Annotated in this window: 14 protein-coding genes and 1 pseudogene; 7 read left to right on the top strand and 8 right to left on the bottom strand. The window is 60.2% G+C overall.

Annotated elements, in window-relative coordinates:
- Positions 1-438 precede the first annotated feature (438 nt).
- A pseudogene (locus tag NL532_RS29300) lies at positions 439-1,099 on the top strand (transposase); the annotation flags it as partial.
- A gap of 147 nt (positions 1,100-1,246) precedes the next feature.
- Here NL532_RS29300 and NL532_RS29295 read toward each other — a convergent pair.
- The 3 genes from NL532_RS29295 to NL532_RS29285 form a co-directional block, all read right to left on the bottom strand.
- Entirely contained in the window at positions 1,247-3,310 is a 2,064-nt protein-coding gene (locus NL532_RS29295; protein WP_023689396.1) for a carbamoyltransferase family protein, read from the bottom strand.
- Positions 3,311-4,451: 1,141 nt separating this feature from the next.
- Complete coding sequence (locus tag NL532_RS29290; protein ID WP_023829619.1) at positions 4,452-6,662, bottom strand: xanthine dehydrogenase family protein molybdopterin-binding subunit; 2,211 nt, start codon at positions 6,660-6,662, stop codon at positions 4,452-4,454.
- 3 nt (positions 6,663-6,665) lie between these two features.
- Positions 6,666-7,124, bottom strand: coding sequence for a (2Fe-2S)-binding protein (locus tag NL532_RS29285; protein WP_023689394.1), 459 nt, complete (start codon positions 7,122-7,124; stop codon positions 6,666-6,668).
- A 391-nt stretch (positions 7,125-7,515) separates the two neighbouring features.
- Between NL532_RS29285 and NL532_RS29280 the strand changes: the two genes are divergently transcribed.
- On the top strand, positions 7,516-7,896 hold the full coding sequence (locus NL532_RS29280) for an ATP-dependent DNA ligase (RefSeq protein WP_023689393.1): 381 nt from the start codon (positions 7,516-7,518) through the stop codon (positions 7,894-7,896).
- Between the two features lie 3 nt (positions 7,897-7,899).
- Positions 7,900-8,040, top strand: coding sequence for a hypothetical protein (locus NL532_RS29275; RefSeq protein WP_023689392.1), 141 nt, complete (start codon positions 7,900-7,902; stop codon positions 8,038-8,040).
- A 253-nt stretch (positions 8,041-8,293) separates the two neighbouring features.
- On the opposite strand, the gene NL532_RS29270 is transcribed toward NL532_RS29275, so the two are convergent.
- Both NL532_RS29270 and NL532_RS29265 read right to left on the bottom strand, forming a co-directional pair.
- Entirely contained in the window at positions 8,294-9,196 is a 903-nt protein-coding gene (locus NL532_RS29270; protein ID WP_023735784.1) for a dihydrodipicolinate synthase family protein, read from the bottom strand.
- A gap of 52 nt (positions 9,197-9,248) precedes the next feature.
- Positions 9,249-10,481, bottom strand: coding sequence for a trans-sulfuration enzyme family protein (locus NL532_RS29265; RefSeq protein WP_023672390.1), 1,233 nt, complete (start codon positions 10,479-10,481; stop codon positions 9,249-9,251).
- Between the two features lie 83 nt (positions 10,482-10,564).
- On the opposite strand from NL532_RS29265, the gene pdxR reads away from it, so the two are divergent.
- From pdxR to NL532_RS29245, 4 genes are all read left to right on the top strand, one after another.
- Complete coding sequence (gene pdxR, locus NL532_RS29260) at positions 10,565-12,061, top strand: MocR-like pyridoxine biosynthesis transcription factor PdxR (protein WP_023735783.1); 1,497 nt, start codon at positions 10,565-10,567, stop codon at positions 12,059-12,061.
- Between the two features lie 159 nt (positions 12,062-12,220).
- Positions 12,221-12,712 (top strand): MOSC domain-containing protein, encoded by a 492-nt coding sequence (locus NL532_RS29255; protein ID WP_023735782.1) that lies wholly within the window; start codon positions 12,221-12,223, stop codon positions 12,710-12,712.
- A 6-nt stretch (positions 12,713-12,718) separates the two neighbouring features.
- Entirely contained in the window at positions 12,719-13,669 is a 951-nt protein-coding gene (locus tag NL532_RS29250; RefSeq protein WP_023829616.1) for a PDR/VanB family oxidoreductase, read from the top strand.
- A 51-nt stretch (positions 13,670-13,720) separates the two neighbouring features.
- Entirely contained in the window at positions 13,721-16,117 is a 2,397-nt protein-coding gene (locus tag NL532_RS29245; RefSeq protein WP_023735780.1) for a transketolase, read from the top strand.
- Positions 16,118-16,285: 168 nt separating this feature from the next.
- Here the strand turns inward: NL532_RS29245 and NL532_RS29240 are convergent, their stop codons facing one another.
- From NL532_RS29240 to gmd, 3 genes are all read right to left on the bottom strand, one after another.
- The gene (locus NL532_RS29240; RefSeq protein WP_023829615.1) at positions 16,286-17,707 is read right to left on the bottom strand and encodes a phosphomannomutase; all 1,422 of its coding nucleotides are present in this window, start codon (positions 17,705-17,707) and stop codon (positions 16,286-16,288) included.
- Between the two features lie 352 nt (positions 17,708-18,059).
- Positions 18,060-19,004 carry a GDP-L-fucose synthase gene (fcl, locus tag NL532_RS29235; protein WP_023689384.1) on the bottom strand — a complete coding sequence of 315 codons (945 nt, stop codon included), beginning with the start codon at positions 19,002-19,004 and terminating at the stop codon, positions 18,060-18,062.
- Positions 19,004-20,074: a GDP-mannose 4,6-dehydratase gene (gene gmd / locus NL532_RS29230; protein ID WP_023692482.1), complete on the bottom strand. Its 1,071-nt coding sequence runs from the start codon at positions 20,072-20,074 to the stop codon at positions 19,004-19,006. Before gmd ends, fcl begins: the two co-directional genes overlap by 1 nt.
- Between the last annotated feature and the right edge of the window lie 492 nt (positions 20,075-20,566).

Below are 20,566 nucleotides of genomic sequence, written 5' to 3'. Positions count from 1 at the left end.
ATGATTGGCTTTGTCGCCGAACCGACTGATGGTGGCGGCGCCGCCGTAGCGATCAGACCCGCCTTGCAGCGCAATGGCTACCCGGGCGCGACCGGGAGATGCGGGCGGGACTGTGGAGCTGCGGAGACGGAGCGGATCGGCATGGAGCCGTGACCGCTTGCGATCTGGCTCTGGAACGAGTTAACGAAGCGCGGACTTCCGATCGTGTCAAGCGCCGCCCTCTCGATGATGCCGGACAAATCGGGCCGCCGCGAGCGGCGGGCCTTGCTCAGATCGGACGGACCGGATGGTTTAAGCAGGTCGCATCAAGAGCCACGGCACCTGTGTCGTGCGGGTGCTGCTGTCGGCACGCGACCTTCTCGTCAGCCTAGCAGGCAAAATCGAGAACAGATGCCTGGGCTTCCTTAGGCCTTCGGCGTCATATTCGGCAAGAAGATCGATGCCCAGGTGATCCTACACATGCTCAGGATACAGGCGACGCAGGTCTACCATGATCCGCTGCGAGCCGGCATCAACGAAGTGCATGAACTGTCGAAGACACATGAAGCGATCGCCAGGGCCTAGACCGAGATCCAGCACCGCATGCTGACACACTACCAGCCGCTGTATTTTCCCGAGATCGATCGCTTCCGGGGGAACAGCCGCAGCGATCGGTCCTTTGCCTTCCTCCATGCCTTTCCGACCCCAGCAAGCTTCACGGCGCTGACGAAGGAGGAGTTTGTGGCAGCAGCTTGGGATGCCGTCGGCCGCAAGGTCAGCAAGACACAGATTCTGACGATGTTTTCGAGACAGCGCGCCCATCGATCGGATTGCCGCTGCCACTGGATGACTTGATGCGCCTGCCATTCGCATGTTCCAGATGGTCATTGACGAAGCACGCAGCCTGATCCGGCACCGCAATGAGATCGAAGCACAGGCCGACGATCTGCTGCGGCACAGCCAGGATTATCAGCTCCTGCGACAAATCCCGGGCATCGGACCGATCGAGGCATTGACCGTCATTGCCGAAGCCGGCGATCTTCGCCGCTTAGGTCATCATCGCCAGTTTCTAAAGTTTTGCGGGCTGGACCTCTCGACACAGAAGTCCGGTGAGGCCAGACCCGCCTTCCAACCCAGGCACACGACCCATTCAATAGCATTCCTAAGCATACTGACCAGGGCGACCTCGACCCCCTAATCACAGCGGTGAGCTCGCAGGCGGGGTCGATGAACACTATTGATTGGCCGAGCTTGAGCGGCATCTCTATCACATTGATAGCCTATTAGGCTGGTCCGGCGTTTTATCGGACCCATGATCCATCCGAGCAGCTTGTGAGGGATGCAGCCGAACCAGGCGCTGCTCCCACAGTCTTCGCAGGTCCTCCAGCAGAGCTTCATGCTTAGCCTTATCCGGCGCAATTATATTGAGGTGATCGCTTAACACGGCTTCGCCCTCAATCCGCATCAGCAGATTAAACAGGTCGTTTGAAATTCGCACACTGTCAATGCTGGAGTGGTTCGGAATAATCTCGCAGACAGTCTCCTGATGATCTCGCGCTGTGTAAGCACGGGTTTGATGGAGGGAGACTGAGGGAGGCAATGAAATCGCAAGCGCAGTCCAATCCTGCAGCGTTGCAGCCCGTTTTTTTACCAAGAAGGGCCCGACCACAAGTCCATCCAGCTCTGTCGTCAAAAATGTGGCAATCGCGTCTGCAACCGTATCCACGATCGGTTCAGCATTGTTGTTAAAGGACGTATTGAGCAGAATTGGAGTGCCTGTCCGCTTCTTGAACGCATTGATGACCTCCCAGTAAGCGGGGTTGGCATCGCGCGATACTGTTTGCAGCCGAGCCGTACCGTCGACGTGCGTAATGGCACCCAACAAGGCGCGCTTTGAGTCACGCACGCGAACGACGAAATTCATGAATGGAAATTCGTGCTTACCGTCCGGGAGGTCGAAAAATTCGCTCGCATCCTCTTCCAGCACAGATGGTGCGAAAGGCCTATAGCCTTCGCGCTTCTTGACCATGGCATTGATCCGGTCCTTGTTTGCAGCGGGCCGAGGGTCGGCAAGAATGCTGCGGTTGCCCAGCGCACGTGGCCCAAACTCCGAACGACCCTGCACCCAGCCGATCACGGCGCCGTTGGTGATCCAGTGGGCTGCACTGCTCGCTACGTCATAAGAGCGTTCAACCTCGAGATGTCCGGACCATGCATTCAGTTCCTGTTCCACGGCGCGGTCGCTCCCGAGATCAGGACCCCAATAGACCTCCTGCAGTCGCTCACGCGGCGCGGGGCGGCCCATCTCGTTAGAGACTATCAGCGCAGCTCCCAATGCGCAGCCAGCGTCGTGAGACGCGGGTTGCACGAAGATGTCTTCGAAAAGCCCTGAATACAGCAGCTTGCCGTTCATCGTGCAGTTGTGGGCTACCCCTCCCGCCAGACACAACCGCTTCATGCCGGTGGCCTCACGGTGGTGCCGGAGAATGTGGAACACGATCCGCTCAAGCGCTTCCTGCAGTGACGCACTCACATCTCGATGCTGCTGGGTGAAAGGCATTCCCTTTCGCCTGATCTCGATGTTGCGGAGCAACGCCGGACCGATGCGGTCGAGGTGAACACGGTAGCCACCGTTGGCGGAGAGCTCGTAGAACTGCTCGAAGAGCTCGCGATAGGGAGCGGGGTCGCCATAGGGCGCGAGTCCCATTACCTTATACTCGTCGAACATGCCGTAGCCGAGACAGCGGATCGTCTCGAGATAAAACAGCCCAAGAGAATTGTCCTCCGGGAAAGCCTCGATTTGCGTAATTTCTGTGCCAGACCCTACCGCCACAAGGCCCGACAGGAAATCACCACAGCCATCAATCGCTAGAATGAGACTTTGTTCGAAGCCCGACATTGCAAAGGCGCTCACGGCGTGCGCCTGATGATGACCTACGAATGAAATACGCGAACTGTCCAACTTAGTGCCGAACTCACGCGCTAACAGGTTCTGCACCAACATTTTAGCATCCAACGGAGTGGAGAGAATGTCCGGTTGGGAAGCGGACATACCTTCAAGCATGGCGTTGGCATAGGGCTCGCTGGCGTAGACCGCGACACGATCAATGTCGCTGAGCTGAACCCCGGCCGTCGAGAGACAGTATTGAATCGAACCACTTGGCAGCTTGTTCGAGTGCTTGATTCGATTGAGGCGTTCCTCTTCTACGGCGGCTATCACCTTTCCGTCTCGGACGAGCACCGCGGCGCCATCGTGCATAAAGGCGTTCGGACGCTCGAATCGGTTTTCATGGACTTGGTCAAGTCCGCCGCTGATTCCTAGGCACAGCATTTCTTTCTCCAAATAGTAACGGGAAGCCAAATTGGCTTACCTCGACTGTTTCCAACTAAATAGGCCGTGTTGTCGCCTGCAGCTGCGACCGCCCGTCAGGCATCAGCGGCATCGAAGAAAGCCTCATAAACGATCAATGAGATGCTTCGACTGTGACGCCTACAGTGCCATCACGCCGAGAGCTTGGCTGGATCATCCAATCCTGAGCGGCTGCTGAAATGTATCCGGCGATGTCGTTTTCATCGGCAGAACCAACTTGCGATGCCGCCTGTTCTTGGGAAGGGCGGCCGTCGACGAATAACAGTACCGCCCCCGTGAACTGGCCCGATTTCATTCTCCGAAGCGACCATGGTCGCACCGCCCGACTTTGTCGGCCAGTTGCAACTCACTTTCTCGGCACGACCTCCACTGCACGTCAGGGCGCATCGAAGATTTTCTCCTTTGGATTATTCCTAAGGCAGCTTTCGTCACGCGATAGAGCAGCGTGTGATTGGTGCGTGAGGCTCTTTTTTGTCCATGCACGATTCCGGAAGAGTGATGAAATCGATTGTTTTGATCAAAGTCATCCACGCTATGAATAACAGCCGCAGCACATGCGTTTTCAAAGCGCTTCAGGCTTCCCGGATGGCTACTCCGATGTGAAGCGCATGGCATTCCAAGCGCTCTGTCAACCAAACGACGAGTATCGGCGTCGACCCTCATTGCCTTCGTCTTCGCGACTCCGTGACAGCGGCTGGCATTGTGTTTGTAGGGCATCGGGCGAAGATCATGTCGATCGGCCATCTCGCCTGCCTATCGGCAAACCCTTGAACAATGATCCACGCACCAGCGCGATTGTGATCACGAGCGCCTCTGAGCTCGGGAGGTTCGGTTTTCTGAGGGTTCCTGGGTCTCCGAAGCGATGGAGGTAGCTAGCCTTCCTGGTGCTATACGGTTGTGCTCTTCAATGGAGTGGACGCATTTGCGTCTCGAAAGCGGTTCTTCAGTGGAACCGGCGCCAAGGCCCGTCTGTGGTCGTTCAGAACACGGGGTGCCGTCTCCAAACCGGCTATTGGAGCGGGCAGCCGCCGGAATTTGACCCATGGAAATGAGCGCCTGTCAGGAGGCGTTCGAAAACGGCGCGATCTTCATCGCGGCTGTTTCATGGTGTCATTCCTGACATGTTCTTTATAATCGGCAGCTTGCGGATAGTCTTGCCCGTCGCCGCCCGTAGCGCGTTGGCGACGGCCGGGCCGATCGGCGGCACACCTGGCTCACCAACTCCCGTGGGCGGCTCCTCGGACGGCACAATGTGCACCTCGACTCGCGGCATCTGCTCGATCCTGAGCGGTGTATAGGTATCGTAGTTCTCTTGGTCTACGACACCGCCCTTCAGGGTCAGCTCCTCCTGGAGGATCGCGCCTAGCCCGAATCCGATACCGCCCTCCATCTGAGCGCGAATCTGGTCAGGATTTATCGCGGTGCCGCAATCTACCGCGCAGACGACGCGGTCGACCTTGAAACCATTTTCATCGTTGAGGGTGATCTCCACCACATCGGCGACATAGGTCGAGAGGCTTTCATGCAGGGCCACGCCGCGGAAACGGCCTTCCGGCAGAGGCTTGTCCCAGCCTGCCTTCTCAGCAGCCACTTTAAGCACGGCGGCATGCCGTGGATGGTGACCGAGCATTGACAAGCGGAAGTCGACCGGATCACGGTTCGCAGCGGCGGCGAGCTCATCGATCAGGGTTTCCACCGCGTAAGCGGTGTGGGTGGAGCCTACCGAACGCCACCACAGCACCGGGATGTTCACGTCCGTGGTGGTCAGCTCGACCTTCAGGTTCGGGATCGCATAGGGCAGGTTGGTGGCGCCCTCTACGGAGGTTGGATCGATGCCGTTCTTGATCATCGCCGCAGAGGTCGAACCGCCCAAGACCGATTGGCCCACGATGTGGTCATGGAGAGCGACGACATTGCCTTTCTTGTCGAGCCCCGCCTTGACTGCGTGCACATAGGCCGGCCGGTACCGCCCACCCCGCATGTCATTCTCGCGGGTCCACTGCACCTTCACTGGCTTGCCGCGTCCCAGTGCACGCGCTGTGGAAACAGCTTCGATGATGACATCTGCATCCAAGACCGCGCGGCGGCCGAAACTGCCGCCGGTCTTCATCACGTGCAGCCTCACCTTGTCCGGCGTGGTGCCGCCTACCTGAGCGGCAGCCGCCTGATAAAGGTCGGGCATCTGGTGTCCGCCCCAGACGTCGATGGTGCCGTCTTCGTTGATTCGGGCGGCCGCGTTGAGTGGCTCGATCGAAGCATGGACAAGATAGGGGAATTCGTAGTGCCCCTCGATGATTTTCTCAGCACTGGCGAACGCTGCGGGAGTGTTACCGTCGTCGCGCGCGGTGGCCGCGCCCAGATCGTCTGCTGCCTTGTTGTATTCGGCCATGATCTCGGCCGTGCCGCGCTCTTCGGCCTTCTCCTCGTTCCAGGTCACCTCCACGAGGTCGCGGCCCTTCAGCGCCGTCCAGGTGTCCCTGCCAACCACGGCAATGCCTCGCGGCGTCTGGACGACATCGACAATGCCGTCGAGTGCCTTGGCCTTGGTTGCGTCGAAGCTCTCGATCTCGGCGCCGAACTTCGGCGGATGGATCATAACGGCCGTCTGGAGTCCCTCCATCATGAGGTCGATCGTGTAGGTCTGCGCGCCGTTGGTCTTGCCGGCGGAATCGTAGCGCTTGAGGCTGTCCGATCCGATCTGGGCCCACTTGTCGCGCGGCTTTAGCGGCACGTCGTCGGGAACCGGCATTCCCGCTGCGGCTTCAGCCAGGTCACCGTAGCGCGCCTGCATCCCTGAGGCGTGCGACACGACCCCGGAAGCGACTTTGATCTCGCCGGCTGGCACATCCCACCGCTGCGCCGCGGCCGCCACCAGCAAGGCCCGTGCGGCAGCACCCGCCTTGCGGTAGCGTTCCCACGACGAACTCATCGACGTGGAGCCACCAGTTACCTGTGCGGCCCCGCCCCAGGCGACATTGCCGTAGAGCGCGGTATTGCCATATCCGCCGACCACGTCCACCTGCGCCCAGTCGCCGTCGAGCTCTTCCATAACCAGGGTGGCGATGCCGAAATAGGAGCCTTGTCCCATCTCGAACTGCGAGGAGTAGATGATGATCCGGTTCTCCTTTGTGATCTCGACATAGGTCTGGAAGGGGTTCGCCTGAACCTTTGAAGTAGTCGTTTGTGCGATGTCGGACGCCGCCAGCACTAGCCGGTAGCCCACGGCGAGGCCAGCGGTGGTGACGCCCGCGCCGACGAGGAACCGGCGGCGCGTGGGCCGCACGGAGTTATGCTTCGAGAGAAACTGCGACATGCCTCAAGTCTCCAGCCGGTTGGCGGTCTCGTGGATGGCCGCGCGGATGCGATGATAGGTGGCGCAGCGGCAGAGATTGCCGCTCATCGCCGAATCAATATCATCGTCCGTCGGCTTAGGCGTTTCTGTAAGGAGGGCCACGGCCGACATGATCTGGCCAGACTGGCAATAGCCGCATTGAGGTACGTCGAACTCGGCCCACACGGCCTGGACCGTTTCGCCTATCTTGCCCGACACACCCTCAATGGTGGTGATCGAGGCTCCTTCGATGTCGCCGACTGCGGTCTGGCACGAGCGCGTCGGCATGCCGTTAACGTGAACCGTGCAAGCGCCGCACTGGGCAAGCCCGCAACCGAATTTCGTTCCCGTGAGTCCGATGACGTCACGGACCGCCCAGAGCAGCGGCATCTCTGGATCGACGTCGAGTGTTCGCGCCTCGCCATTGAGGGTAAAAGCGACCATTGCTTGCTCTCCTTGTCCTGAGCTGGCTATCTCGTTGAGCCTCCGCCCGCCTGGCAACCAGCTCTTGTTGCTGAGGCCTAGCGACCACACCCTAGGAACGCGCAGCTCAAGCAACAAGCCGCTAGGTTGGCGAGTTACGAGATCGTGAAGTGGGTCGTGTCGAAAGGCTGGAGGCAACTGAATGTCATTTTTTGGGCGGACAGGCCGCTTTAGGCTGAGTTACACGAGACTGGACATTCGGGTCGTCGCGAACATCGACCGCTGGTCGGCCGCGTCCGGCAGGGCCCTGATTGGCTACACGAAATGAAATGGGACGACTATCGATGGGGGCCTACCTCGACCCGCAACCTCCACGACTGGACCCTCAGGTTTCCGACTATCGTCCCGGGCGGTGGCCGAGCTCGGCGCCTCGGACGCGATAATAGACGGTGAGGCGTTCGTCGTTGACCAGAAGGCTTGTCGCGCATTCCCAGTCTTCAGCGGGTTCTTGGCCGCGGCGGGAGACGTCAGGACCATGCTTGCCGGCTTCGACCTGCTCAAGATCGACGGCGAGGGTCTTCGCGATCGGCCACTCGTCGATCGGCGCAAAGCGCTAGTTAACCTGCTGAGACGCCGCCCAAACGGCATCGTTCTGAGCGACGAGATCAGCGGCGGCAGCGACATTCTCGCGCAAGTCTGCCAGTTCGGCCTCGACGGCATCGTCTCCAAGCTGCGTGTCAGTCCATATCGATCCGGCCGGCGCCAAGAATGGGTGAGACAAAATGCGTGCTGAGTGATGAGTTCATCGTCATCGGCTGCGAACCCGGCAACAGTTACGGCGGTCGGGAAGCGTGCTCTGGCGAATGTCGAGGACGGAAATCTGGTGTTCGCCGGCGGCATTGGCACCGGCTTCAATGCGCGCACCGGGCCGGAGTAAAGCGCCGGCTCGATGCCATTCAAATGGACAAACCACCGATTCCTAGTTTGAAGGCGAACGGTGCGGCATGGGCGGAGTGCCCTGCGCAGTCTGTACCTCCGCAGTCGATTGTCGAGTTCGAAGGGGTGTGATTGGCGTCGAGACCGCTCCAGCCATGGCTATCAGCACGCCGAGTGCGTTGTTTTCGATCAATTCTCGAAATGAGCGGGTAAATACATGCACTTCCTTTCACTTGCCGAACGGGGTTTGCTGTTCACCGGCTGGCATCCGATGGCAAACCTTTCAACGCGGCGGCGATCTGGCGCTTCGCTGCTGGGGGCAGAGGCAGGATGGGACGCGGGGGTTCGGCACTGCAAACGTCGAGCAATTCAGCGAGTGCATGGACGACGCGAAGGCTCGAGAACTCCTTGAAGAGGCTCCAGATCGGGACCAGCGCGGCATTGATCCGTCGCGCTTCGGCCGCATCGCCCTGTTGCGCCGCTGTGACGATCGTCATGCAGACCTCGGGCAGGATGCCCGCAAGGACGCTGTACCATGTGTCGGCGCCGGCGATCATGGCCTCGGCGGCGTTCCAGTCGCCGCTGTAGCCAATCGAGAACCCTTCCGGCAGTGTGCGCCTCTGGGCGGTCAGGTGGTTCTTGATCGCATCGCTTTTGTCTGTCGGATTCTTGATGGCGACAATCCCAGCCACCTTTGCCAGGCGGCTGACAAGGGGTGGACTGAAATGGAAATGCGTCGTTCCTGGATTGTCGTAGACGACGATCGGCAGGCCACTTTCGCGCGCCACAGTGGAGAAATGTTCGAACACCTCGTCATCAGTAAGCGGGGTGTAGGAGGCGGCGGCAAGCAAACCCGCAGCTGCTCCAAGGGCCTTGGCGTCTTGCGCGAGCCCCACGGCTTCATCGGTGCGCAGCGCGCCCACACCCACCACGACCGGCATTTGCCCCGCCGTTTGGTCCAAGGTCTCGGAGAGCGCCCGCCGCCGTTGCTCGCGCGACAGATAGATGTATGTGCCGGTGCTGCCGAGAAGACCGATGGAATCGACCTGAGCAATGCCAAGCCGAGCAATCAGCCTGCGCAGGGCAACGCTATCGACGCGGCCGTCACGATTGGTCGGGGTGATGGGGAACGCGGAAAGACCGCTCAGGAATGCCATGGCAAGGCTCCAGATCTATGTGTGAGCGCAGAGATGGCCGCACGCCAGGTCATTACAAGACGTCCAAAGCCCGCCGCAGATCGGCGATCAGGTCATCAGCGTCTTCAAGCCCCACCGAGAGACGCATGAGATCCTCGCCGACTCCATCGGCCAAATGGGCATCCTTGCGGATCGGCTGCCGAGCACGGGTGAGGCTTGCTGGATGATAGATGAGGCTGTCGGCATCGCCGAGGCTGACGGCGCGAATGATCAGGTTGAGCCGGTCCATCATCCGGCGCGCTCCTTCGTATCCAGCGTGGAGGCCAAAGGCCAACATGCCCGATCCGTTGGACATCTGTTTTCGCGCCGTCACCTGATCAGGGTGCGAGTCGAGGAACGGATAACTCACAAATGCCACCGCCGGGTGCGCTTCCAGCGCCCGAGCCACCGCAAGGGCCGTGGCGCTGTGCCGTTCCATACGCAGCGTCAGCGTCTTCAGACCGCGCAGGATCAGGAAAGCTGACATGGGCGAGAGCGCTGCGCCGGTGATGTAGCGCAGGCCCGTTTCATGCAGCGTACGGAGCGTTTGGGCGTCGCCGAGAAGCGCCCCGCCAAGCGCATCGCCATGACCATTGATGTACTTGGTCAGCGAATGGAGCACGATGTCCGCCCCGTGCTCAAGCGGTCGCTGGAGCGCGGGCGAGGCGAAGGTGCTGTCCACGGCAACCTTCACACCGCGCGCGTGGGCGCGCTTGGCAATGGCAGAGATATCGACGATGCGGCTCAGCGGATTCACCGGCGTCTCGAAGAAAACCAGCCGCGTCCGCTCGGTGATCGCGGCATCGAGATTTTGGGGATCTGACAGATCGACCGCGACGACCTTGATGCCGAAGCGGGGGACCGCCTGTTCGACCATGGCAAGCGTGTTCGCATAAAGCGTCTTGTGGACGATGAGTTCATCGCCCTGGGACAGGAGCGACAGGATCAGAGTGCCGAAGGCCGCCATCCCCGAGGCAACAACCAGCCCCGCCTCGGCTCCTTCCAGATTCGCGAGCCGCTGCTCGAGGATCTCGGTCGTGGGATTGTATTCGCGCGCATAGAGCCGTCCACCAAGGGCGGCGGCGGCATCGTTTGCTGCCACGCTTTCGAACCCATAGGTTGACGTCAGGAACACTGGCGGCTGGACGGCATTGGAAAAGCCGGCCGGATCGTAGCCATGATGGATCGCCCGGGTGGCAAATCCGGGGCTGGTGCGGTTGAGCGACCCCGTGGGAGCATCGGTTTCGGATTGATGGGAGCTGGTCATTCGGCCTCTGCGATCTCTCTTGGGGTTCCGAAAGATTGACGGCAACCTGGCCAATGTGAAATATCCAGTTGGCGATGAAAGAGATGGTCCAGTCTTCAAGTGCCGGGTCTGCAGCGCGCTCGCACGCGATGGGTGCACGCCAGATATACGAAGCCCTTCGCGAGCAAATCCTCGGCGGCGTCTACGAAACCGGCAGTCAGTTGCCATCCTCCCGGGCCCTGGCAAATGACCTCGGCGTTTCGCGAACCACGGTGACGGTCGCCTATGAGCAACTGGCTGCGGAGGGTTTCATCGAAGTCCGTCAAGGCGCACGACCTCGCGTTGCGTCTTCGTTGATGGGCCATGGGACGGGGCGCACTCACGCGCAACGGGTCGGCCCGATCCACCTGTCCGCATATGGCGAGCGGCTGCGCGCGACGTCACCCTGGCCAGATTATCTGCCGACTGGGCTGAAGGTCGAGTTCCGCTATGGCGACCTCGCGCCGTCGGATTTCCCTTCATTGGTCTGGAAACGCGCGATGAACGAGGCGATGGGGCAGCGCCCGCTGCGTCTTGCCTATGACGATCCTCGCGGCTCGCGCCGGCTTCGCCAGGCGCTTCAGGGCTATCTCTGGCGCGCCCGGACCCTGAGCTGCGACCTCGACCAGATCATAGTTGTGAACGGTTCGCAGCAGGGCCTTGATCTGTGCGCGCGCCTGCTTCTCGATCCCGCCGACCGTTTCGTCATCGAGGATCCGTGCTACAGGATGGCGCGTCAGGTCTTTGCCAGTACGGGTGCCTCACCCATCCCGGTCATCGTGGACGAAGACGGGATGAGGACCGAGTTGCTGGCGGGGATCGGAGCACGACTGGCGTATGTGACGCCATCGCATCAGTTTCCGCTTGGCGGCGTCATGCCGATCGCGCGCCGCCATCAGCTTCTGAAATGGGCGCGGCACAACAACGCCTATGTGATCGAGGACGACTACGACAGCGAATATCGCTACGACATCAATCCGGTCCCTCCGCTGCACAGTCTCGAGGACCACGGGGCTGTCATCTACCTCGGCACGATCTCCAAAACGCTCTCGCCGATGCTGCGCATCGGCTACCTCGTCGTCCCGCCCGAATTGCAGGAGGTCTTCGCAACCGCCAAACAATTCGCAGACCGGCATTCGCCGGTCGCTGAACAGGAAGCGCTGGCATCGTTGATCGAGAGCGGCGGCTACGAAAGCCATGTGCGCCGTGTGCGCAGGCTGAACGGCGAGCGTCGGGAAACGTTGTTGGGTGCCTTGCAGCACAGCTTCGGGGATCGCATCACTGTCCAGGGAGCAGATGCGGGACTGCACGTCGCGGTTTGGTTCAATGACCTGCCACGATCGCGGGAAACGGCCTTGGTCGAATCCGCCCGCGACGCTGGCCTGGGGCTACACCTGATCTCGCCGCTCTACGAACGGCCATCGGACCAAGGCCGCACCGATCGCGTCGGACTTGTCATGGGCTATGCCGCCTTGAGCATTCGGCAGATCGGGAAGGGCGTTGAGGTCCTGCGAGAGGTTGTCAAGCAGGTGCAAGACGCGATGCCGGCGCGGAACAACTGAGACGGGGCGACGCCGAAAGCTGGCGCTGAAAACGGTCCGAGGGCCCGCCGTATTTCTTTCCAAACAGCCAACTGGACCGGGAAAATGCCATGCAACTGGCGCTGTTGATCAGGCCAGTTTTGCAGCAGGTTTCCACGAGACGAATTTCCGAGAGCGATGATGACCTGGCGAGGAAAGCTGCTTCACGTCCATATCGCGCCTGCCGCCTCCTATGAAATGGAGGAGCTGGCGCAGGCGCAGCTTATTGCCGGCCAAGGCATTGTCGGAGACCGCTACTACCTGGGGACGGGGACCTATTCGGCGCGTCCCGACGTTCGGGAGGTGACATTGATCGAAGCTGAAGTTCTGGACGCCATCGCGAAGGGCGAGCCCAGGATTCCGGGCTTCAAGGCCAAGCTCGGACCCGAAGATCACCGGCGCAATCTGACGACACGAGGCGTTCCGCTTAGCCATCTTGTCGGCAAACGCTTCCGGGTCGGGGAAACGATTCTCAGGGCCGCCCGGATGAATGTGCCGTGCAAGTATATCGAGGAGTTGCTCGGGCTTCCGGGTCTCTACGAGGGGCTTCTGAACCGCTCCGGCCTGAACTGCACAATCGAGGTCGGGGGCGTGATCCGCCCCGGTGATCTGATCTTGCCCATCGACGAGTGAAACGCCATGGCCTCGCCGCGCATCATCATGAAGCTGACCGTGACCGCCGCCCGCAAGGAGCCGGGCGAGGTGCTGGTCATCGACCTGAAACACCCACGCAAACCTGTGCTGCCGGCGTTCGAAGCGGGTTCTCACGTCGACGTCCATCTGCCTGAAGGGAAGGTGCGTCAGTATTCACTTTGCGGCGACCCGACCGAGCTTGGCCGCTACACCATCGCGGTGAAGCGCGAGAATGACGGCCGTGGCGGCTCGGCGTGGATCCACGAAACCATTGCCGTCGGTTCCACACTGCCTGTCTCCGCGCCACGCAACCATTTTGCGCTCAAGCCAGGCGAGGGGCCGACTTTGCTGCTGGCAGGGGGAATCGGGATCACCCCGATTCTGGCCATGGCGCGCGCGCTCACCCGGCAGGCCAAGCCCTTCGAGTTGCACTATTTCACCCGCAGCCGGGCGCTCACCCCACTCTTGGCGGCGATCGGGAGCGATCTTCCTGGCGGCAATGTGCGGATCCATTTCGACGACGAGCCGGCGACCCGCCAGGACATCGCCGCGCTGCTGGCGAACCGTTCGGCCGAGGCTCAGGTTTACTATTGCGGGCCGCCCGGATTCATGGCCGCCGTGGGGCGGGCGGCTGAACCCTGGCCCGAGGGCACGGTTCATTTCGAAACTTTCCAGCCTCCCGAGTTTGATGGCGCGCCACCGAAACCATTCGTCATAGAACTCCGTGCGGGCAGGGTGATTGAGGTTTCGGCTGAGACCACGGCACTGGCCGCCTTGCGTGCGGCCGGTGTGCCGTTGATGGCCTCGTGTGAGAACGGGGTGTGCGGGACCTGCGAATGCGCAATGCTGGCGGGACAGCCGATCCATCGGGATGCCGTCCTGTCCAAAGAGGCACGCGACCACCGCTTCATCCCCTGTGTGTCGCGCGCGACAGGTGTGTTGAAACTCGATCTTTGACCATTTGGGCGGGGGTCCTGTGAGACCGGCAGCTGATTTGCGGGAAACTGAATGACGAGGAAACTGGAATATCTGCACGAGATCGAGCGCTGCGTCTCCTGGCTCGCAGCCTGGACGATCCACCACGCCAACCACGTCCGCGAGGGCGATGAGATCAAGGTCGGGGGGCATCAGGCCTCGTCCGCGTCGCTGAGTACCATCATGACCGCGCTCTACGGTTCGGTCCTGCGCCCGCAGGATCGAGTGGCGGTCAAACCCCATGCGGCGCCGATCTTCCATGCACTTCAGTATCTGGCGGGCAACCAGACGCACGAAAAGCTCATGAACTTCCGCGGCTACAAGGGCGCGCAGAGCTACCCTTCGCGGACGAAGGATGTCGACGATGTCGACTTCTCGACCGGGTCGGTGGGTCTCGGCGTTGCTCAGACGCTGTTCTCGTCGCTGGTGCAGGACTACGTCTCGGGTCACGGCTGGATGAAGGAGCGTGCCGAGGGCCGAATGGTCAGCCTGATCGGCGACGCCGAGATGGATGAGGGCAACATCTACGAGGCCCTGATCGAAGGCTGGAAGCACGGGCTCAGGAACTGCTGGTGGGTGGTCGACTACAATCGCCAGTCGCTCGACGCCGTGATCCGGGAGGGCCTCTGGCAGCGGTTCGAGCAGATTTTTCGCAACTTCGGCTGGGACGTGATGGTCCTGCGCCACGGGGCTCTGCAAGAGGCTGCCTTTGCCGAGCCGGGGGGCGAGAAGCTGCTCGAGTGGATAGAGCGCTGTCCGAACCAGCTCTATTCGGCGCTGACCTTCCAAGGGGGTGCTGCCTGGCGCAAGCGGCTGCTCGACGAGATCGGAGACCAAGGGCCGGTCACCACTCTGATCGAACGCCGCTCCGACGACGAGTTGCAGGCGTTGATGACGAACCTTGGCGGGCATGACATGCCGAGCCTCCTCGAAGCCTTCGAGGCGGCGTCCAGGCATGACCGTCCCGTCTGCTTCATCTGTTACACCATCAAGGGCTACGGTCTGCCGCTTGCCGGACACAAGGACAACCACGCGGGGCAGATGACGCCCACGCAGATGGAAGACTACCGCCTGCAAATGGGCGTAAAGCGGGGTGAGGAGTGGGACAAATGGGCGGCCGCCACCTTGCCGGAAGCGGAACTTGACGCCTTCTTCGCAAAGGCGCCGTTCTTCAGTGAGGGGCGTAGGAGGCTGTCTGCGCCGTCGGTGCCGGTGCCTGAAACCCTTCCGTCACCGGGGCAGCCCGGCAAGCCGCTCTCGACCCAGATGGGGTTCGGACAGATCCTGAACGACATCGCACGCGAGCGCAGTCTGCTTGCCGATCGCATTGTCACCACCTCGCCCGATGTGACGGTCTCGACCAATCTCGGTGGCTGGGTCAACCGGCGCGGCCTTTTCGCCCGGGAGACCATGGCGGACACCTTCAAGGCCGAACGCATTCCGTCGACCTTTACCTGGGAATTTGGGCCGAAGGGGCAGCACCTCGAGCTCGGGATCGCCGAGTCGAACCTGATGATCATGCTCGGGGCGCTCGGTCTCTCGCACTCGATCAATGGCGTGCGCCTGCTGCCGATCGGGACAGTCTATGATCCCTTCATCTACCGATCGGCCGACCAGCTAAACTACGCCTGCTATCAGGATGCGCGCTTCATGCTGGTCGCAACGCCCTCGGGCGTGACGCTAGCGCCCGAGGGCGGAGCACACCAGTCGATCGGCACCCCATTGATCGGCATGGCGCAGGATGGGCTTTGCGCCTTCGAACCGGCCTTCGTCGACGAACTGTCCGTGATCATGCGCTTTGCCTTCGATTACATGCAACGTAATGGCGAGGGGGATCCGGATGAGACGACGTGGCTGCGTGATCAGACCGGAGGATCGGTCTATCTTCGCCTGTCAACCCGGCCGCTCGAGCAGCCGCCGCGCGACATGAACCCGGCGCTCGCGCGGGACATCGTCAATGGCGCCTATTGGCTGCGTCCGCCTGGGCCCAACGCGAGTGTCGTCATTGCTTATCAAGGCGTCGTCGCGCCGGAGGCGATTGCCGCGACGGGTCTTCTGGCGGAGGACCGGCGCGATGTCGGGCTGCTCGCGATCACCTCCGCGGACCGGCTTAATGCGGGCTGGCAGGCGGCGGAACGTGCCCGGCAGCGTGGCGCGATTGGCGCCCTGAGTCATATCGAGCGGCTGCTCGCGCCGCTATCGCGTGACTGCGGCATCGTCACCGTGATCGACGGCCACCCGGCGACGCTCGCGTGGCTCGGTGGGGTTAACGGGCATCGCGTGAAGGCGCTCGGGGTCGAGCAGTTCGGCCAGACGGGGACTATTGCGGACCTATACCGTCACCACGGCCTGGACACCAACGCCATCGTACATGCGGCACAGGCGGTGAGTGCGGGACCGGCTGTTCGCTACCGGAAGGCGCTGCCTTGACCATGAGCTACCGGATGCTCCGTGGCTGGTACGGATCGGCTGTTTCCACGGGCGTTCCGGTTTGCTTCAAAGCGGACAGGGCCGGGACACTGTGGACGTTCTGATCGCGCTTGAGTAGCTTGTGCGACCCCCAGGGTCACCTGGAATACGCAGGGAGGCGGCTTTTATTTAGCCTTGCGTCCAATTACGAATTCGATCCAATCCAGTCCGGAGCAAAAGCTCCGCGTCCTCCCGATTTTCGGCTTCGACGTAGCACCGCATTTCCGGGGCATTTCCGGATGGACGCAAATGCAAGACACGCTTATCCGCGAGAGTGATACGAAGTCCGTCAACATCGCTAACCTTGCTTACCACTCCTATCGACCCGACGAAGGCGGCGATGTTAGTTTCCGCTGTACGAAGGTATGTCATGAGGCGAGTGCTGCTTTCGACGGAAAACTTTTCCAAGCGATCCGCCGCCGCTGCCGGCAATTGAAAGGAACTGCCAATCTCCGACAGTGGCTGCCCACTTGTACTAACAAGGGAAAGTGCCGCAAGGATGGGGAGAAAACTGTCGCGTGTAGGTAGCGCTGTCAGTTTAGTTCCGTTCGGGTCAAAGTCCGTGCCGGTCAACAAACCACCGTTTGCTTCGAAACCAACCACGCGCTCGTGACCCGACGCAACCAAATCGAGCATGGCAGCAATAACAAATGGCGATCCAACCTTGGTACGCACGACTTTAAAAGAACCTGCGGTCTCGATACCAGAGTTTGATGTGACCGGCGTGACGACTGCCTTCGCTTGCAGGAAGTTCGCCGTAATCAGGCCTAACAAATCACCGCGAAGGGGGTCTCCGTGGTCGTCAGCTACCAGTGGGCGGTCACCATCGCCATCTGCCGAGACGACCGCATCAAGCCGATGCTCTTTGGCCCAGAGCTTGAACTGTTGAGCAGTCTCGTCAGAGACCGCTTCAGTGTCGACAGGAATGAAACCTTCCGAACGTCCCAGGGTTACGACCGTCGCACAGTGATATGAGAGAATGTCAACTAAGAGATCGCGCGCGACTGTGCTGTGCTGATATACGCCCACCGTTAAGCCCTTTAGAGCATTAATCTCCATAAGCTTTCGATTGCGCGCCATGAAAAAGGCCTTGCATTCGGCCTCCCGGTGCTGCCGACGTGCAACAGCACCTTCAAGGACGTATCCGCGCTTCTCCAACTGCAAGGCGATGCGCGTTATCTCCCGCTCATCACCCTTGTCGATCTCACCGTCGGGTCGATAGAATTTTATTCCATTACGGTCGGCCGGAATGTGCGAGCCTGTGATCATCAAACAACCACTCTTACGCGCCTGAGCATACAGTGCCAGGGCAGGGGTGGGGACTGCGCCGCAATCGACTACGATGAAGCCGAGCGCGGACAGTGCCGCCGCACAGACGGCGGCGATGGCCGGACTCGAGGCGCGAAAGTCGCGCCCTATGAGTATCTCGTCGCCAATTCTGGCCAGGCCGGATTCCAGCAGGAATGTCGCGAATGCCGTTGCATATAGGGCAGAGGCGGCTCCTGCCAATTCTGTCGCCAGGCCCCGTAATCCACTTGTTCCGAATTTCATACCAAATCCGACGTTGCTAACCGGGTTTTGAAGGTAACATGCTCAAACTTTGGCTCGTCCGGAATGCCCATCGACAGATCCCTCGGACGAGAACAAGAAGTACATTCGGTTACCGTAGACGCGTTCGGTTATCGACGGTTACCCTTGTGAGGATTGACGCAGTCGGCGTCGGCGTGGGCAGCGCACCGTGACCTTCACGGCGACGAGGTTGGAGCGGATGGGGTCCGGGTCCGGCGGGGCTCCTCGCGGCTGGCTCACATGAGCGCTATCGCCATCGAGTGATTGTCTCAGTCTACATTAGCTCTGGGTCCCGAAAGCGCGTACAGGCCTGAGACGCAGCAAATCCTCTTATCTATCGCCGTTCGGTGTAGCTCCCGTTTAGAAATGCATGATAGACACTCTCGATGCCTTCCATGAGAGTGATCTTTGCTGCCCATCCCAAAGTGCGCAGCTTGTCGACGCTCATCAGCTTTCGCGGTGTACCGTCAGGTCTAGAGTGATCATGCGCGATCTCCCCGGTAAATCCGACTACACGGCAGATCATTCTAGTCAGCTCTAGGATCGTGATGTCCTGTCCGCAGCCGAGATTGACGTGATCATGGTCAGAGTAGTTCTTCAGAAGGAAGACTAATGCGTCGGCGCAGTCGTCGACGTGCATGAATTCCCGACGTGGTGTGCCCGTGCCCCAGATGGTGATTTGCTTATCACTTATGAGCTTAGCTTCATGCGCTTTCCGGATCAGCGCTGGGATGACGTGGCTTGACTGCAAGTCATAATTGTCGCCTGGCCCGTAGAGATTCGTCGGCATAGCGGAGATGTAGTCGCGGCCGTATTGCTGGCGATAGGCTTGAGCCATTTTGATGCCGGTGATCTTGGCGACGGCGTAGCATTCGTTGGTGCGCTCTAGTGGCCCGGTCAAAAGCGCGCTTTCAGGAATGGGCTGTGGTGCCATCTTCGGATAGATGCAAGACGAGCCGAGGAAGAGGACGCGGTCGACATTGTTTTCGTGGGCTGCCGCGAAGATATTGGCCTCGATCATCAGATTGTCGTAAAGAAAGTCGACCGGATAGGTGGCGTTCGCGAGAATACCACCTACCTTTGCCGCCGCCATAATGATAGCGTCCGGTTTCATCACTGCCACGAAGTTTTCAACTTCGGTCTGTCGCTTGAGGTCTAGCTCTCCCCGAGGGGCGGCCACAACTTTGCAGTCTTCAGACGCGAGTCGGCGTACAACAGCGCTGCCCACCATACCTTTGTGGCCAGCGACCCACACGGTTTTTCCGTTCAGATCATACATTACGCTTCCTTCATGACTACAGATGTCTGCATGACCTTCAGGTCTTCGCGTACCATTTCCGCAGCAAGCTCGCGCACGGATGTCTCATGCACCCAGCCGAGCTTCTCCTTCGCCTTGGTAGCGTCACCCAGGAGAAGATCGACTTCCGTGGGGCGGAAGTAGCGTGGGTCCACTTGGACTAGGCATCTGCCGCTCGCTACATCATAGCCCTTTTCGCCGACACCCTTGCCACGCCATTCGATCTCGACGCCGATATCTTCGAAAGCCCACTCGACGAATTGGCGGACAGGAGTCGTTTTGCCCGTAGCCAGCACGTAATCATCCGGTTGATCCTGCTGTATCATCATCCACATACCTCGCACGTACTCACGCGCATGGCCCCAATCGCGTTGAGCATCGAGATTGCCAAGATAAAGCTTGTCCTGCTTGCCCAGGTAGATAGCAGCGGCAGCGCGGCTGATCTTGCGCGTCACAAAAGTTTCGCCACGAAGGGGGCTTTCGTGATTAAAAAGAATGCCGTTGGAAGCGTGCATACCATAGCCCTCGCGATAATTGACGACCATCCAGTAGGCGTAGAGCTTGGCGGCGGCGTAAGGGCTGCGCGGATAAAAGGGCGTCGTTTCGTTCTGCGGTACGGACTGCACGAGGCCGTATAGCTCCGAAGTCGAGGCTTGATAGAAGCGGGTCTTGTCCGTCAGACCGAGGAGGCGAATCGCCTCAAGAAGTCGCAATGTACCGATACCGTCCGCGTTTGCTGTGTACTCAGGTGTTTCGAACGACACCTGCACATGGCTCTGAGCAGCCAAGTTGTAAATTTCGTCTGGCTGAGATTCCTGAACCACGCGGATGAGGTTAGTCGAATCAGTGAGGTCACCGTAATGCAAGATCAGGCGCGGATCGGATTCGTGCGGGTCTTGGTAGAGGTCTTCGATACGACCCGTGTTGAAGGAAGAGGAACGTCGCTTAATCCCATGAACGATGTAGCCTTTTTTGAGAAGAAGACGGGCAAGATAGGCACCATCCTGTCCAGTTATGCCCGTAATAAGAGCAACTTTCCTGCTATCACCCATTCTATTCCTGCCCTATTAAAGTTTAAAGTTTCGGCTCCGGCTCGCCAGGCCGACAGAATGTGCGGCCAGCCCCGTGCGCTATGGAGCACTTCGACAGATGCGGCGCGAAGCTCGTCATTGACAGTCCGCCAGCCGAGCACACCTCTTGCTCGGAGTCACAGCAAAATAGAGTTGCGCCGCTAACCTGTCGGCTTCGTACATGCGGTCTGAGTGCCGCTCAGCTCACGCCGTGAGCGACATGTACTCCCAGCACCTTGCAGCTGATTTGCTCATCCATCAGCGAGTGAGGACGCCTTTCTTTCTTGCTTCAGCGTCTTCTAATGGGAATTGTTTGGATCAGTGAAATCGATTGTTTGGATAAAGTGCATCCACAGAATGGATGGTCCGACCGAGCAGCGGGGGCGCATCGCCGGCCCGGAGTCGTAGGCGCGAGCTTCCGTTCGGGGCGAGGACGACGTTCGTGGCCGCGAGCCCTCACCACAGCATCCGGCA

Source organism: Mesorhizobium sp. C120A (assembly GCF_030323105.1).
Taxonomy (GTDB): Bacteria; Pseudomonadota; Alphaproteobacteria; order Rhizobiales; family Rhizobiaceae; genus Mesorhizobium.
This window is presented reverse-complemented; position numbering and strand designations above follow the sequence as displayed.

Coding starts and splice junctions, on each gene's coding strand:
- pdxR (WP_023735783.1), top strand. CDS start 10,565: ATGGTCCAGTCTTCAAGTGCCGGGTCTGCAGCGCGCTCGCACGCGATG.
- NL532_RS29250 (WP_023829616.1), top strand. CDS start 12,719: ATGGCCTCGCCGCGCATCATCATGAAGCTGACCGTGACCGCCGCCCGC.
- NL532_RS29255 (WP_023735782.1), top strand. CDS start 12,221: ATGACCTGGCGAGGAAAGCTGCTTCACGTCCATATCGCGCCTGCCGCC.
- NL532_RS29245 (WP_023735780.1), top strand. CDS start 13,721: ATGACGAGGAAACTGGAATATCTGCACGAGATCGAGCGCTGCGTCTCC.
- NL532_RS29285 (WP_023689394.1), bottom strand. CDS start 7,124: ATGGTCGCTTTTACCCTCAATGGCGAGGCGCGAACACTCGACGTCGAT.
- NL532_RS29290 (WP_023829619.1), bottom strand. CDS start 6,662: ATGTCGCAGTTTCTCTCGAAGCATAACTCCGTGCGGCCCACGCGCCGC.
- NL532_RS29270 (WP_023735784.1), bottom strand. CDS start 9,196: ATGGCATTCCTGAGCGGTCTTTCCGCGTTCCCCATCACCCCGACCAAT.
- fcl (WP_023689384.1), bottom strand. CDS start 19,004: ATGTATGATCTGAACGGAAAAACCGTGTGGGTCGCTGGCCACAAAGGT.
- NL532_RS29265 (WP_023672390.1), bottom strand. CDS start 10,481: ATGACCAGCTCCCATCAATCCGAAACCGATGCTCCCACGGGGTCGCTC.
- gmd (WP_023692482.1), bottom strand. CDS start 20,074: ATGGGTGATAGCAGGAAAGTTGCTCTTATTACGGGCATAACTGGACAG.
- NL532_RS29295 (WP_023689396.1), bottom strand. CDS start 3,310: ATGCTGTGCCTAGGAATCAGCGGCGGACTTGACCAAGTCCATGAAAAC.
- NL532_RS29275 (WP_023689392.1), top strand. CDS start 7,900: ATGAGTTCATCGTCATCGGCTGCGAACCCGGCAACAGTTACGGCGGTC.
- NL532_RS29240 (WP_023829615.1), bottom strand. CDS start 17,707: ATGAAATTCGGAACAAGTGGATTACGGGGCCTGGCGACAGAATTGGCA.